Annotated in this window: 14 protein-coding genes; 8 read left to right on the top strand and 6 right to left on the bottom strand. The window is 71.6% G+C overall.

Features of this window, described 5'->3' with window-relative positions; genetic code table 11:
* Nucleotides 1-604: family 16 glycosylhydrolase (locus tag ACFE86_RS04330; RefSeq protein ID WP_375454097.1), on the bottom strand; the 604-nt coding region annotated here is incomplete at its 3' end.
* Between the two features lie 405 nt (nt 605-1,009).
* Between ACFE86_RS04330 and ACFE86_RS04325 the strand changes: the two genes are divergently transcribed.
* Nucleotides 1,010-1,393 (top strand): PepSY domain-containing protein, encoded by a 384-nt coding sequence (locus ACFE86_RS04325; RefSeq protein ID WP_375454096.1) that lies wholly within the window; start codon nt 1,010-1,012, stop codon nt 1,391-1,393.
* A gap of 32 nt (nt 1,394-1,425) precedes the next feature.
* On the top strand, nt 1,426-2,103 hold the full coding sequence (locus ACFE86_RS04320; RefSeq protein ID WP_375454095.1) for a response regulator transcription factor: 678 nt from the start codon (nt 1,426-1,428) through the stop codon (nt 2,101-2,103).
* Nucleotides 2,104-2,117: 14 nt separating this feature from the next.
* On the opposite strand, the gene ACFE86_RS04315 is transcribed toward ACFE86_RS04320, so the two are convergent.
* Together ACFE86_RS04315 and ACFE86_RS04310 are read right to left on the bottom strand one after the other, a co-directional pair.
* Nucleotides 2,118-2,522 (bottom strand): type II toxin-antitoxin system VapC family toxin, encoded by a 405-nt coding sequence (locus ACFE86_RS04315; RefSeq protein WP_375454094.1) that lies wholly within the window; start codon nt 2,520-2,522, stop codon nt 2,118-2,120.
* Complete coding sequence (locus tag ACFE86_RS04310; RefSeq protein WP_375454093.1) at nt 2,522-2,758, bottom strand: type II toxin-antitoxin system VapB family antitoxin; 237 nt, start codon at nt 2,756-2,758, stop codon at nt 2,522-2,524. Before ACFE86_RS04310 ends, ACFE86_RS04315 begins: the two co-directional genes overlap by 1 nt.
* A gap of 106 nt (nt 2,759-2,864) precedes the next feature.
* Here ACFE86_RS04310 and ACFE86_RS04305 point away from each other — a divergent pair, with 106 nt between their 5' ends.
* From ACFE86_RS04305 to ACFE86_RS04280, 6 genes are all read left to right on the top strand, one after another.
* On the top strand, nt 2,865-4,283 hold the full coding sequence (locus tag ACFE86_RS04305) for a sensor histidine kinase (RefSeq protein ID WP_375454092.1): 1,419 nt from the start codon (nt 2,865-2,867) through the stop codon (nt 4,281-4,283).
* Nucleotides 4,284-4,486: 203 nt separating this feature from the next.
* Entirely contained in the window at nt 4,487-5,965 is a 1,479-nt protein-coding gene (gene ccmI, locus ACFE86_RS04300; protein WP_375454091.1) for a c-type cytochrome biogenesis protein CcmI, read from the top strand.
* 146 nt (nt 5,966-6,111) lie between these two features.
* Nucleotides 6,112-6,648 carry a cytochrome c maturation protein CcmE gene (gene ccmE, locus ACFE86_RS04295; RefSeq protein ID WP_375454090.1) on the top strand — a complete coding sequence of 179 codons (537 nt, stop codon included), beginning with the start codon at nt 6,112-6,114 and terminating at the stop codon, nt 6,646-6,648.
* 31 nt (nt 6,649-6,679) lie between these two features.
* The gene (locus tag ACFE86_RS04290; protein WP_375454089.1) at nt 6,680-8,677 is read left to right on the top strand and encodes a heme lyase CcmF/NrfE family subunit; all 1,998 of its coding nucleotides are present in this window, start codon (nt 6,680-6,682) and stop codon (nt 8,675-8,677) included.
* Nucleotides 8,677-9,135: a cytochrome c-type biogenesis protein CcmH gene (locus tag ACFE86_RS04285; protein ID WP_375454088.1), complete on the top strand. Its 459-nt coding sequence runs from the start codon at nt 8,677-8,679 to the stop codon at nt 9,133-9,135. The genes ACFE86_RS04290 and ACFE86_RS04285 overlap by 1 nt, the downstream gene beginning before the upstream one ends.
* Before the next feature lie 142 nt (nt 9,136-9,277).
* Nucleotides 9,278-9,934: a glutathione S-transferase family protein gene (locus ACFE86_RS04280; protein WP_375454087.1), complete on the top strand. Its 657-nt coding sequence runs from the start codon at nt 9,278-9,280 to the stop codon at nt 9,932-9,934.
* A 145-nt stretch (nt 9,935-10,079) separates the two neighbouring features.
* Here the strand turns inward: ACFE86_RS04280 and ACFE86_RS04275 are convergent, their stop codons facing one another.
* The 3 genes from ACFE86_RS04275 to ACFE86_RS04265 form a co-directional block, all read right to left on the bottom strand.
* The gene (locus tag ACFE86_RS04275) at nt 10,080-11,192 is read right to left on the bottom strand and encodes a DUF2125 domain-containing protein (RefSeq protein ID WP_375454086.1); all 1,113 of its coding nucleotides are present in this window, start codon (nt 11,190-11,192) and stop codon (nt 10,080-10,082) included.
* Between the two features lie 85 nt (nt 11,193-11,277).
* Entirely contained in the window at nt 11,278-11,724 is a 447-nt protein-coding gene (locus ACFE86_RS04270) for a hypothetical protein (RefSeq protein WP_375454085.1), read from the bottom strand.
* A 229-nt stretch (nt 11,725-11,953) separates the two neighbouring features.
* On the bottom strand, nt 11,954-12,727 hold the full coding sequence (locus ACFE86_RS04265) for a lysophospholipid acyltransferase family protein (RefSeq protein WP_375454084.1): 774 nt from the start codon (nt 12,725-12,727) through the stop codon (nt 11,954-11,956).
* Between the last annotated feature and the right edge of the window lie 528 nt (nt 12,728-13,255).

Genomic DNA, 13,255 nt, shown 5'->3' with positions numbered 1-13,255 from the left:
GCCGGTCGCCCGAGACTTGCCGGTCGCCCGAGACTTGCCGGTCGCCCGAGACTTGCCGGTCGCCCGAGACTTGGCTGTGGACCGTGTTGCGCAGCGTGTTCGGCTGGCTGCCGATCATCTCCATCACGTCGAGTTCCGGCGGCCAGCTCCCATCCTCCGGCAGCATCCAGAAGGCCGGCCACAGGCCGGGCCCGGCCGGGAGCTCCGCCCGCATCTCGAAGTAACCGTAGGTCTGGCTGAACGCGTGATGCGTGCTGATCATCCCGGATGTGTAGGTCTGCCCGTCGAGCAGGCCCTGGATGCCCGGTGCGGCGGGCGCCGCCGAGATCGTGAGCGCGCCGTCGGCGACGCCGAACGGGTTCGTCGGCCCTACCGTGCCGCCCGCGACGTAGTATTGCAATTCATCGTTGTAGGGCAGCGTCCCCGCAGGCCGGACCTTCGTCGACCATTGCGGGCCGCCGACCGTGTCGAGCCCGGTCGTGCCGTTCCAGTGTCGAAGGCGTCGAAGTTTTCCGAGAAGGTCGGCGTCGCGGTTCGGGTGAGGTCGTTCGGGTCGATCGTCATGGGATTTTCCCTTGAGAGAACCGCCGAGACGATTCCGCATGCTACATACAACTCATGGTAGAATAACTGCGGTCGGCGTCCGGTTCCGCCGCCCTGCGCATCGGAGCGCGTATCCCGCTGCGATCCGTCGCCCGCGTTCGTCTTCATCGTGAAGGATCGCGCATGGACTCCCGGCGTCGCGCCGGATCGGCTGGCGACGTTGCGAGGGCCGACGCCGCAAACCCCCCAGCGAAGCCTCCGGCCGGCGCGAAACCCGCACGAGACGTGCTCCGGCGCTCGGAGCCGGTGCACGCAACCGCGGCGGTCCCAGGCCGTAATGCCCGGCAGACCACGGACCCCGATGAGACCCGCCGCCGCCGACCCCGCTCCGGCCTCACGTCTCCGCCGCCCGTCCGGCGCCGGCATTCACGGCGCATTCAGTGCCTGGCGCCGACAATCCTCGTCGATGCGCCACCCGCTCGCCCTCGCAGCGATCTGCCTGACCCTCGCGGCGCTCGCCGCGGGCGGACCCGGCACGCGCGCCGAGGAGACGCACGAGGCGGCGCCCCCGGCGATGCCCGAGGTCGCAGCGCCGGGGGAGCCGCCGCGCACGGACGCCTGCCTGTCGCCCGCCGACATGCGCGAGGAGGTGTCCGAGCGCCGCGTGATCGCGCCGGTGGCGGCGATCAAGGCCGCGCGCACGGTGATCCCGCGGGCGGAGATCCAGCGCGCCAGCCTGTGCCGCCACGCGGACGGCCTCGTCTACATGCTCACCGCCTTGCGCCGGGACGGCCACTTCGTGCACGTGATGGTCGATGCCAAGACCGGCCAGGTGGCGGGCCAATACTGATGGCCGGCGCCATCGCCAGGGGGGAGTGAGCCGTGCGTCTGCTCGTCGTCGAGGATGACCGGGACATCAACCGGCAGGTGGTCAAGGCGCTTGAGGACGCCGGCTACGTCGCCGACAAGGCCTATGACGGCGAGGAGGGCGGCTATCTTGGCGAGAGCGAGCCCTACGACGCGATCATCCTCGACATGGGGCTGCCCAAGGCCGACGGCGTCAGCGTGCTGCAGAAGTGGCGCCGGGCCGGGATCAAGACGCCGGTCATCATCCTCACCGCCCGCGACCGCTGGTCGGACAAGGTCGACGGGTTCGACGCCGGCGCCGACGACTACGTGACCAAGCCCTTCCACATGGAAGAGCTGATGGCGCGCGTGCGCGCGCTGCTGCGACGCGCTGCCGGCCACGCCACGAGCCAGATCGCCTGCGGCCCCGTGACCCTCGACACCCGCTCAGGCCGCGTGTTCGTGGACGGCAACCCGGTCAAGCTCACGAGCCACGAGTATCGGCTGCTCTCCTACCTGATGCACCACACCGGCCGCGTGGTCTCGCGCGCCGAGTTGACCGAACACCTCTACGACCAGGATTTCGACCGCGATTCCAACACCATCGAGGTGTTCGTCGGGCGCCTGCGCAAGAAGCTCGCGGTGGACCTGATCCAGACGGTGCGGGGGTTGGGGTATCTGGTCGATCCGAGCCAGCCGCCGGCGCGGGTGTGAGGAGGCAGAGCGCCTCAACCGAAGTCGGAATTCACGTCCGTCTTGGAGAAGTCCGCACCCTTGAACAGGAGCGGAACGCGCCGTCGCTTCGCGCCTGCATAGGCGAAACAATCGCCCATGTTCAGCCGTGCCGGATGGCGCTGGCCCTTGCCGAACCGTTCGAATGCCGAGAGCGCGATCTCCGCATCTTCCGGCGTTGTCGGAACGAGACCTATGCCGGCCAAGTCGATCAGCACTTGAAGATCGGAGCGAGCCGCAGCGAGACCGCCCTTGCGGATCCGTGCGATGGCCAGGACCGCTTCGTAGATCGCGATCGGCGAGGTTACCGGATCGTCGGCTGCGTCCAGCCGTTCGGCCAGGGGTTGCGCATCCGGCTCGCCCAGAACGATCGCGACGAGCGCGGACGCATCGACGAACATCACTCGTCGTTCAGGCTGTCGTAGAACGCTTTGTCGGCGACCAGCCCGGTCGCAGGCCTTGCAGCGACCCGTTCATGGAGGGGCTTCAGCCGTTCCCAGAGGCTCGGTTTGTCCTCCTCGCGGCGAAGCTCGTTGCGAACGGCGAGCTTGATCGCTTCCGTCAAGGCAATGCCCTTGCGCTCGGCCAGCGCACGGACGAGACGGTCGGCTTCCGCGTCGCGGATATGGAGTGCCATTTCGCGTCTGCCTTCAAAACATGTACACGGAATGATCCCGACATCTACACCGGCCGAGCTGAATGATCGAGAGCCGTCGGCACTTGCATCGACTGCCGCCCCGACGATGAGCGCGTTCCTCGGCCTGTTCTCCCTCCGCCGCCGCTCGATCGCGGTGCGGCTCGCCGTGTCGGCGCTGCTCGCGAGCTCCGCGATCCTGCTCATCGCGGCCTGGATCCTGACAACGCTCTACCGCGAGACCACCGAGCGCGCCTTCGACAGCCGGCTGCTCGTCTTCGCCAACAACCTCGCCACCGACCTCGTCTCCCCGAGCGATACCGAGAGCCGCGCGTTCTCGCTCGGCGACCCGCGCTTCGACCTGCCGCTCTCGGGCTGGTACTGGCAGGTGGGCAAGCCCGACGCGCGGCCGCGGGACCTGCGCACCTCGCGCTCGCTGGTCGGCGTGCCGCTGAAGGCCGCGACCGATCCGGACGGCAAGACGGGCGTCGGCCAGATCCGCCAGGGCTACGGCCGCGCGCAGGACGAGCGCAGCCTGCGCATCATCGAGCGCGACGTCGATCTCGGCGAGGACGGGCGCTACACCGTGCGCGTCGCCGGCCCGGCGGACGAGATCGTCAACGACGTCGAGCGATTCCGAAACTCCCTGTTCGTGACCTTCGGCCTGCTCGGCCTGTCGCTGGCGCTCACCACCCTGCTCCAGATCCGCTTCGGCCTCGCGCCGCTGAAGAAGATGCGCGCGGCCTTGGGCGCCATCCGCCGCGGCGAGGCCGACCGCATCACCGGGACGTATCCACGCGACATCGCGCCGCTCACCGGCGAGGTGAACCTCCTGATCGAGACCAACCGCGAGATCCTGGAGCGCGCCCGCACCCAGGTCGGCAACCTCGCGCACGCGCTGAAGACGCCGCTTTCGATCATCGTCAACGAGGTCGGTTCCTCGGACGCGTCCGACGACCTCGCCCGGAAGATCCGCGAGCAGGCGGCGGTGATGCGCGACCAGGTGAACTACCACCTCGACCGCGCCCGCGCCGCGGCGCTCGCCGGAACGCTCGGGACCTCGACGGATGTCGAACCGGCGCTCGCCGGCCTCGTGCGGACCTTCGGCAAGATCTACCGCGACAAGGACATCGCCTACGAGGTCAGCGTCGCGTCGGGCCTGCGCTTCCGTGGGGAGCGCCAGGATTTCGAGGAGATGGTCGGCAACCTCGTCGACAACGCCTCGAAATGGGCGGCCGGCCGGGTGGCGATCCGGGCCGAGGCGGTGGACCGGCACGATTATCCCCACCTTCTCGTGGCGATCGAGGACGACGGCCCCGGCCTGCCGGAGGAGGCGCGCTCGGCGGTGCTCGGGCGCGGCCGGCGGATGGACGAATCGAAGCCCGGCTCCGGCCTCGGCCTCTCGATCGTCGCCGACCTCGCCGCGCTGTACCGCGGCCGCTTCCGGCTGGAGCAGGCGGCGCTCGGTGGGCTCCGCGCCGTGCTGGAGGTGCCGGGCGACGCGCCGAAGGGCGTCGCGAGCCACTGATCGCGCCGAAGGCGCCCGCGTCCCGCGGCGCCGCCGTGCACGACTTGCGTGACACCGTGTCGCCGAGGGCGGGCATCGTGCGGCCAGCCGGGGCTGTCTACATCGGATGCGAGGCCACCCGGTTGCCGCGGGGCCGCGCGAACACGAGGGATGGGACGGCCGCGGTCGCGCTCCCACGCGAACCGGGACCGCTCCAGGGGGCTATGACGGCGATCTGGTTCATACTGGCAGGCATGACCGCCGCGGCCGTGCTGGCCCTGCTCTGGCCGATGTCGCGCCGTGCCGCGGTCCTTCCCGACGCGGCCGTCGTCTCCACCGAGACCGGCTTCTACGAGGACCAGCTCGCCGAGATCGCGCGCGACGTGACCCGGGGCCTGATCGCGCCGGCCGACGCCGAATCCGCCCGCACCGAGGCCGCACGCCGCCTGCTGCGGGCGAGCCGCGCCGTCGGCCCCGGCGAGGCGAGCGTGGCCGAGCCGCGCCTGCGCCAGCGCCGCGCGGCCTCCGCCTTCGCGCTCTCGACCATCCCCCTCGTCGCGCTCTTGGCCTACGGCCTCTACGGCTCCCCGGACCTGCCCGCCCAGACGCCGGCCGACCGGCAGACGGCGCAAGCCGGCACGCAGGACCTGATGAAGGCCGTCGGCCAGATCGAGGCGCGGCTCGCGAGCGACCCGAACGACGCTCGCGGCTGGGCGGTGCTCGCCCCCGTCTACATGCGGCTCGGCCGGTTCGAGGACGCGGCCCAGGCCTACGGGTCCGTCGTGCGCATCAAGGGCGAGAGCGCCGAGGCCCTGTCCGACTGGGGCGAGGCGCTCGTGGCCGCCGGCAACGGCGTCGTCCCGGCCGAGGCCAGGACCGTGCTGGAGCGTGCGCTGGTCCTCGATCCGAAATCGCCCAAACCGCGCTTCTACCTCGCCCGCGCGGCCGAGCAGGCCGGCGACACGGCGGAAGCCGTCCGCCAGCTCACCGCGCTGAACGACGCGAGCGCCGCCGACGCCCCCTGGCTCGGGCTGGTGCGCGAGACCCTCGCGCGGCTCAAGGGCGAGCCCGCGCCGCAGGCCGCGGCCGGTCCACCCGAGGCATCCGCTGCCGCCTCCGCGATGCCGGCCGAGCAGCGCGCCGCGATCCAGGGCATGGTCGACGGTCTCGACGAGCGCCTCGCGGCCAAGGGCGGCACCGTCGACGAGTGGCTGCGGCTCGCCCGCTCCCGCAGCGTGCTCGGCGAGCCGGGCCGTGCCCGGGCCGTGCTGGAGCGCGCCCGCGCCACGCTGGCATCGGACCCCGCCGCCCTGGCGAGCCTGGATGCGGGCGCGCGCGATCTCGGCCTCGCCGGGAACAAGCCGGAGGGGAAGGCCGAGGCGGCCCCGCCCGCCTTCAACACCGCGAACCCGGAGGCGCGCGCCGACACCGAGTCCGCGGTCGCCGCGGTGAAGGCGATGCCGCCCGCCGAGCGGGACGCCGCGATCCGCGGGATGGTCGCCGGCCTCGACCGGCGGCTCGCGGCCAAGGGCGGCAGCGCCGACGAGTGGCTGCGGCTGGTGCGCTCCTACAGCGCGCTCGGCGAGCGGGCCCAGGCCGCGCAGGTCCTCGACCGCGCCCGGATGGCGCTCGCGGCAGACCCGGGCTCGGCCGACCGCCTCGATGCCCTGGCCCGGGAACTTGGCCTCCCGCCCCGCCCCTGACAATCGGTCCCGGTCGGCGCGACTTGACCCGCGCCGCCCCACGGCCGACATCCTTCGGGAGAAACGTGAGAACGGTTCCGTGCCGGACCGGCCCGCCCGGGCCCGGCCCGGACACCGGAACCACCCGCCCCGGGACGGACAACGTCGTGACGCGCAAGAGCCGCCGCCTGATCCTGATCGCCGTCTGCGGCGGCGTGCTCGCCCTCGCTGTCGGGCTGATCCTGTCGGCGATGAGCGGCGCGATCGTGTTCTTCCGCTCGCCTTCCGAGGTCGCCGCGCAAGGGGTGGGCCCCGGCACGCGCTTCCGCCTCGGCGGCCTCGTCAAGGACGGCTCGCTCCAGCGCGGGCCGAACCAGACCGTCGACTTTGCCGTCACCGACACCAACGCCACGGTGCAGGTGCAGTATACCGGCCTCCTGCCGGACCTGTTCCGCGAGGGCCAGGGCGTGGTCGCGGAGGGCATCCTCGAGCCCGGCGGTCTCTTCCGCGCCGACACCGTGCTCGCCAAGCACGACGAATCGTACATGCCGCGCGAGGTCGCCGACGCGCTCAAGGCGCAGGGGCGCTGGCAGGAGGGCGGGCTCAAGACTGCAGCAAAGACCGCAGCGACGACCGGGGCCGACACCGGCCCGAAGGCGGCGTCCGCCGCGGAGCCCGCCCTCGGGCCGCGCAGCGAACGCTGACGCGGTGATGCCGGCCAAGGAAAACACCTAAGTGATCGTCGAAGTCGGACATTTTGCCCTGGCGCTGGCCCTGGCGCTCTCCCTGGTCCAGGCGGTGATGCCGATCTGGGCCGCGCGCTCGGGCGATTCCGCCCTGCGGCAGGTCGCGACGCCGGCAGCACTCGGCGCCTTCGCCTGCGTGCTCTTCGCGTTTGCCGCGCTGACGTACGCCCACGCGACCTCCGACTTCTCGGTCCAGAACGTGGTCGAGAACTCGCACACCACCAAACCCTTCATCTACAAGCTGTCCGGCGTCTGGGGGAACCACGAGGGCTCGATGCTCCTCTGGGTGCTGATCCTGACCGTCTTCGGAGCCTGCGTCGCGGGCGCCAGGGACAGCGTGCCGCCGGTGCTGCGCGCCAACACGCTGGCGGTGCAGGGCTTCATCACCTTCGTCTTCGTGCTGTTCATTATCACGACCTCGAACCCGTTCGCGCGCATGGTGCCTGCGCCGGTCGAGGGCAACGACCTCAACCCGCTGCTGCAGGATTTCGGCCTCGCGGTGCACCCGCCGCTGCTCTACGTCGGCTATGTCGGCTTCTCGATCACCTTCGCCTTCGCCATCGCCGCGCTGATCGACGGCCGGATCGACGCCGTCTGGGCGCGGGCCGTCCGGCCCTGGACGCTCACCGCCTGGAGCTTCCTGACGCTCGGCATCGCCATGGGCTCGTACTGGGCCTATTACGAACTCGGCTGGGGCGGCTGGTGGTTTTGGGACCCGGTCGAGAACGCCTCGCTGATGCCGTGGATCGCCGGCACCGCGCTGCTGCATTCCACCGTGGTGATGGAGAAGCGCGACGCCCTCAAGGTCTGGACGGTGCTGCTGGCCATCCTCGCCTTCTCGCTGTCGCTGCTCGGCACTTTCATCGTCCGCTCCGGCGTGCTGACCTCGGTCCACTCCTTCGCGACCGATCCGACCCGCGGCGTGTTCATCCTCGCGATCCTGGTCCTGTTCATCGGCGGTTCGCTGACGCTGTTTGCGTGGCGCGCGCCCAGCTTGCGCCAGGGCGGCCTGTTCGCGCCGATCTCGCGGGAGGGCGCGCTGGTGATGAACAACCTGTTCCTGGTGGCGGCCTGCGCCACCGTGCTGGTGGGCACGCTCTACCCGCTGCTGCTGGAGATGCTGACGGCGGAGAAGATCTCGGTCGGGCCGCCCTTCTTCAACTACACCTTCGTGCCGCTGGCGATCCCGCTGCTGCTGATCGTCCCGTTCGGGCAGACGCTCGCCTGGAAGCGCGGCGACGCGCTCGCCGCCTCGCAGCGCCTGTTCGCGGCCCTGGCCTTCGCCCTGGCGATCGGCCTCGGCACCTTGGCCTGGACCTGGGGCGGCCCGGCGATGGCGCCGGTCGGCCTCGGCCTCGGCACCTACCTGATCGTCGGCTCCGCCCTGGAGATCGTCGCGCGGGCGCGGGGCTACGGCCCCACCAAGACGGCCGGCGCGGTCTGGCGCCGGGCGGTGGGCCTGCCGCGCTCGGCCTGGGGCACGGCGCTGGCGCATGCCGGCGTCGGCGTCGTGGTGCTCGGCATCGCGGCTCAGGGCTGGGCCACCGAAGGTCTCGCGACCCTGAAGCCCGGCGCGACCCTGGCCAGCGGCCCCTACGTCGCGACGCTGGACCGGGTCGCCCCCCGCGCCGGCCCGAACTACGAAGAGGTCGCGGCCTTCCTCACGATCCGCAGCCGCGCGGGCGACGAGATCGGCCGCGTCGACACCGGCAAGCGGTTCTACCCGAGCCGCAAGATGACGGTGACGGAGTCAGGGCTCCTCACCATCGGCGCGAGCCAGGTCTATGCGAGCCTGGGCGAGATCGCGCCCGACGGCAGCGTCGGCCTGCGCCTGTACTACAAGCCGCTCGTCCTGCTGATCTGGCTCGGCGCGGTGGTGATGGCGGTCGGCGGCGGCCTCTCGCTCACCGACCGGCGCATGCGCGTCGGCGCCCCGGCCCGCGCGAAGCCTAGGCCGCTCCCCCCCACCGCTATCCCGGCCGAATGATGCCTTCGCGGCGTGCCCTGCCGGCGTTGGCGCTGGTTCTCAGCTTCGGTGCGGCGCAGGCCGTCCAGCCGGACGAGGTCTTGAAGGACCCCGCCCTGGAGCATCGCGCCCGCGCGATCTCGGCGGGTCTGCGCTGCCTCGTGTGCCAGAACCAGTCCATCGACGATTCCGACGCGCCGTTGGCGCGTGACCTGCGCCTGATCGTGCGCGAGCGCCTCCGGGCCGGTGACGACGACCAGGGCGTCGAGGCCTACGTGGTGAACCGCTACGGCGCGTTCGTGCTGCTGCGCCCGGTGCTCGCCCTCCACACGCTCCTGCTCTGGCTCACGCCGCCGCTCGCCGTCCTGCTCGGCGGGTTCGGCCTCTGGCGGGTGTCGCGCCGGAAGCCGCCTGCTCCCGAGGGCGGCCTCTCGGCGGCCGAGCAGGCCGACGTCGCCGCGCTCCTGCGCCGGGAGTGAGCGCCGGACTCGGGCCGCCGTAGCGATTCCCGCACGCCGGCGAAAGGATCGGCACGGTCGCGCGTGATCCGGCACGAGTCTTGGATCGACCTTCGCGGACGCGACCGCGCCGAAGAGCAGGGCATCGCCGAAGGGAACCACCATGGCCGCGGCGACGCTGACGATCTCGAGCCGGAACTACTCGTCGTGGTCGCTGCGCGGCTGGCTGATCTGCCGGATGGCGGGGCTCGATTTCGAGACCGAGATGCTGGCGGGCGACGACGTCACGAGCCGGGCGGAACTCCTCCACCTCTCGCCCTCGTTCCTGGTGCCGCGGCTTCGCCACGCGGGCATCGTGGTGTGGGACACGCTGGCCATCGCGCAATACCTCAACGAGACCTTCCCCGAGGCCGGTTTCCTGCCCGACGACGTCGCCGCGCGCGCCCATTGCCGCTCCATCGCCGGCGAGATGCACAGCGGGTTCATCAACCTGCGCTCGGCCCTGCCGATGAACCTCAAGGCGTTCCATCCGAGCTTCCGTGTCTTCAACGGCGCCAAGGGCGACATCGAGCGCATCGTCACGATCTTCGACGATTGCCTCGCCCGCTACGACGGGCCGTTCCTGTTCGGCGAGCGCCCGAGCCTCGCCGACGCGATGTACGCCCCCGTTTGCACGCGCTTCCGCACCTACGACGTGACGCTTCCCCCCCACGCCACCGCCTACCGCGACGTCATCCTGCACTGGCCGCCAATGGTCGAGTGGGCCGAGGCCGCCGCCGACGAGCCGGAGGAGATCGAGGAACTCGACATGGAGTTCTGAGCGTTACGCCGTAAGGCGACCTTGCCGCAGCCCATACGGGATCTGAGCAGGGTTGCGTGGCTTCGCTCACGCAACCCTGCTCAGCTCTCTCTTGTTGTCGCATCATTTTTCTCCGCGAACCGCGGTTCCCTTCGCGGAATGATGCTTAATACAGGACCGGCAGGCGCAGGTTCGGGATGGCGATCGGCCCGAACAGCAGGCGCCCGTCCGCGAGCCGCAGCGGCGGCAGGGCCTTCAAGGCCCCGTCGCCGGACGTGGTCTCCGGTGCGCCGTCCGGCCGCCGCCGCAGGCCGAGGAGGCCGCCGACGAGGTTGCCGACCAGCGCGCCGCGGTCGGCCCCGAATCGCTGGCCGACGATCGATCCGACCAGCGCCTCGACGCCGGCCGCGCGCAGGTCGAGCTGTCCGGCCGGCCGGTGGCCCGGGTCGATCGCGAGGCTGCCCTTGGCCTGCACGCGGCGGTCGCCCTTGGCGAGCGACAGGCCGGCGATGGCGAGGCTTCCGTCCGCTTGGCGCCACCGTTCCAGCTCGCGCGCGACCGTCCCCGTGCCGAGCACGGTCGCGCGACTGGCCGTCGCGTCGAGGGCGAGGTCGGCCGGGTCCGTGTTGCCGATGACGGCGTCGGCGAGCGGCGCCAGGGCCTGGGTGAGCCGGAGGCTGACATCGACGGCGCCCTCCGCGTCGAACCGCCCCGGAGTCGGCCGGGCGTGCAGTTCGAGGTGGCGCGCCGACACCGCGATCGGATCGGGCGTCGCGCCCGCCACCGTGACGGACGGCGCATCGACCGCGAGCGAGGCGCGCACGAACCCGCCCGCGACGCCGTGGAAGCTTCCCTCCAGCATGGTCCAGGTGGCATCGCCCACGAGGTCGCCCTGCTCGACATGGAACGGGCCTTCGGCGAGCATCAGCACGTGGCGGGGCTGGTAGACCTGGGCGACGGCGGTCAGCGGCCCGAGGCGGAAGCTGCCGTCAGCGCGGGCGAGGGCGACGGCGGCGCAGCGCAGTTCGATCCGGAAGGGATAGCCGGTGATGGTCCGGTCGGCGCAGGTCCAGGTCCGGCCGGCCTTCGCCTCGCGGGCGATCCAGCCGTCGATCTCGCCGCCGGCCCGGCCGCGGATGTAGAACCAGCCGGCCGACCACAGCACGGCAAGGACCGTGAGCAGGATGTAGGGCAGGAACAGCCCGCGCCGCGAGCGCCGCCTTCGCGGCGGAAACGGCGCGTCCTGCGGCGTATCCTGCCGCGCCGAGTCTTGGCTCATGCGTTCCGCTCCTGCCGGGCCGCCGACGCCCCCGCTCCGCGGAGGCATGAGGCGACGCTCGGGGCGAAACTGGGGCGGCGCCCGCTCAGGCGAGTGCCGGCTCCGCCGTCTCGATGGACAGGTCCTCGACGATGGCCCTGCGCTCGGCCTCGCCTTCGGCGAGCCGGTGGACGTGCATCTCGGTGGCGCCGCCCTTGCGGGCGCGGGCGAGCCAGGTGCGGTGCAGCCGCTCGCGCGGGCTCTCGCCCGAGGCGGAGACGGCCACGAGTTCCGCGATCCCGGCCGGGTCGCGGCGCACGGCGATCACCACCGCCTCGCCCATCTCGTCGAGATCGGGGGCGCTGAGGTCGTGGACGCCGACCACGTAACGCTTGCCCGAGCGCCCGCGCCACGCGCTCAGCGCCAGGGCGGGGGTGCCGCGCAGGCCCGCGGTGGTCCTCAAACGTTCTTCACGCACGTCCCGTCTCCGTGTGCGGTCGTCCTTCAGGTCGCGGAGCGCGGCCGACCAGGACAGGGCTCTCTTGTTCGCCATTTGTTCCGTTTTAGTTCAAAGTCCGCCACGCCGTCAAGGACGTTTTGGGGTGAGCCTGAGATGGGGTTCCCGATGGTCTTCCGCAACGGCAGGGAGCGATCCGGGCGCGGGAGCATTGTCCCGTGAGCTGGACGCCGGCTCACGCGAAGACGATGCGACCACACGAGGCGTTGAAGCATCGTCCATGATCCGAAGATCACGGACGATGCCCCGGCGGCGATCGGCAGGATCAGGCCGGGCGCGAGGTCTCGCGACGGGACCCGAGGGCGGGGTGAGCGGCTTCGGCGAGCTCCGCTCGTCCGGCGGCGAGAAGCGCGTCCGAGGCTGCCTCGACTCGCGCCTCGACGAGGTCGAGGAAGGCGGTGCGCGGCATGCCCGGCGGGATCGGCGGCAGGAACTCGATCACCGCCGTGCCGGGATGGCGGACGAAGCTGCGGCGCGGCCAGTACAGGCCGGTGTTGAGCGCCGCCGGCAGGCAGGGCACGTCGAGCGCCGCGTAGAGGTGCGACAGGCCCTGCTTGTAGGCGGGCGACACGCCGGGGGGCCGCCGCGTGCCCTCGGGGAAGATGATGAGCTGCCGCCCCTGCGCGACGGCCTCGGCGGCGGCGGCGTTCATCAGGCTCATGGCCCGCACGCCCTTCGTGCGATCGATCGCCACCATGCCGCCGCGCGACAGGAACCAGCCGACCAGCGGGATGAAGAGCAGTTCGCGCTTGAGGATGTAGGCGAATTCGGGAAACACCGTGCACAGCGCCAGCGTCTCCAGCGCCGACTGGTGCTTGGCGCCGACGAGGATCGCGCCGGAGGGGATGTTCTCCAGGCCGCGGAACTCCACCCGCGTGCCGGCCACCACCCGCAGCAGCCACAGCGTGACCCGCCCCCAGAGCCGCCCCACCCGCATCACCGCCCGCCGCGAGACCAGGGCCGGCAGGCCGCCGACCGCGATCAGCGTCGTGGCGGCGTAGAAGCACAAGTTGAAGGCGAGGGAGCGGACGGCGAGCATCGGGACCTGCTGTGGCCGCTTCCCTTTAGCGTGCGGGTGAACGCGCGGCCAAGGGCCGCCGCAGAAGCGCCAAAGGCCGGACTGCGCATGGCACCCGGCGGCCGGCGACGACATCGGGACCACGGCGATCGCCTCACCGGATCGCGGAACCGGCGAAGTCTCACGCCGATAGAGGCCTTGGTTTATGGCGTCCCCGGCAGGGCTCGAACCTGCGACCCCAGGTTTCATACCACTTCGGCTTTCGCCGCCGCGGACCGGAGCCCGCGTTCGTGGCCTGGACTATCCCTTCGCCCTAGGCTCCCCGGAAGGAGCCCTTAGGTGCCGCCCGTCTAGTCTCTACACCTTCCCGCGCGTGGCATCGCGCGGGCTTGGCTCGGGATCGGCAGGGTGCGGGCGATCAGATCGCCGGCGCCGGAAGCGTTCCCCGAATTTGAGCGGATCCGCCGCGCGGTTTCCCGATGCGGCGCCCAATTTGCGTTTAGGAAACCTGTGCTCTGTCCAGCTGAGCTACGGAGACGTCCCCGGCTG

It is taken from the genome of uncultured Methylobacterium sp. (assembly GCF_964244095.1).
In the GTDB taxonomy this organism is placed as follows: domain Bacteria; phylum Pseudomonadota; class Alphaproteobacteria; order Rhizobiales; family Beijerinckiaceae; genus Methylobacterium.
Note: the sequence above shows the minus strand (reverse complement) of the source record. Positions and strands in the feature narration are given on the sequence as shown.

Coding starts and splice junctions, on each gene's coding strand:
- ACFE86_RS04285 (WP_375454088.1), top strand. CDS start 8,677: ATGCCTTCGCGGCGTGCCCTGCCGGCGTTGGCGCTGGTTCTCAGCTTC.
- ccmI (WP_375454091.1), top strand. CDS start 4,487: ATGACGGCGATCTGGTTCATACTGGCAGGCATGACCGCCGCGGCCGTG.
- ACFE86_RS04305 (WP_375454092.1), top strand. CDS start 2,865: ATGAGCGCGTTCCTCGGCCTGTTCTCCCTCCGCCGCCGCTCGATCGCG.
- ACFE86_RS04325 (WP_375454096.1), top strand. CDS start 1,010: ATGCGCCACCCGCTCGCCCTCGCAGCGATCTGCCTGACCCTCGCGGCG.
- ACFE86_RS04280 (WP_375454087.1), top strand. CDS start 9,278: ATGGCCGCGGCGACGCTGACGATCTCGAGCCGGAACTACTCGTCGTGG.
- ACFE86_RS04265 (WP_375454084.1), bottom strand. CDS start 12,727: ATGCTCGCCGTCCGCTCCCTCGCCTTCAACTTGTGCTTCTACGCCGCC.
- ACFE86_RS04315 (WP_375454094.1), bottom strand. CDS start 2,522: ATGTTCGTCGATGCGTCCGCGCTCGTCGCGATCGTTCTGGGCGAGCCG.
- ACFE86_RS04270 (WP_375454085.1), bottom strand. CDS start 11,724: ATGGCGAACAAGAGAGCCCTGTCCTGGTCGGCCGCGCTCCGCGACCTG.
- ACFE86_RS04310 (WP_375454093.1), bottom strand. CDS start 2,758: ATGGCACTCCATATCCGCGACGCGGAAGCCGACCGTCTCGTCCGTGCG.
- ACFE86_RS04275 (WP_375454086.1), bottom strand. CDS start 11,192: ATGAGCCAAGACTCGGCGCGGCAGGATACGCCGCAGGACGCGCCGTTT.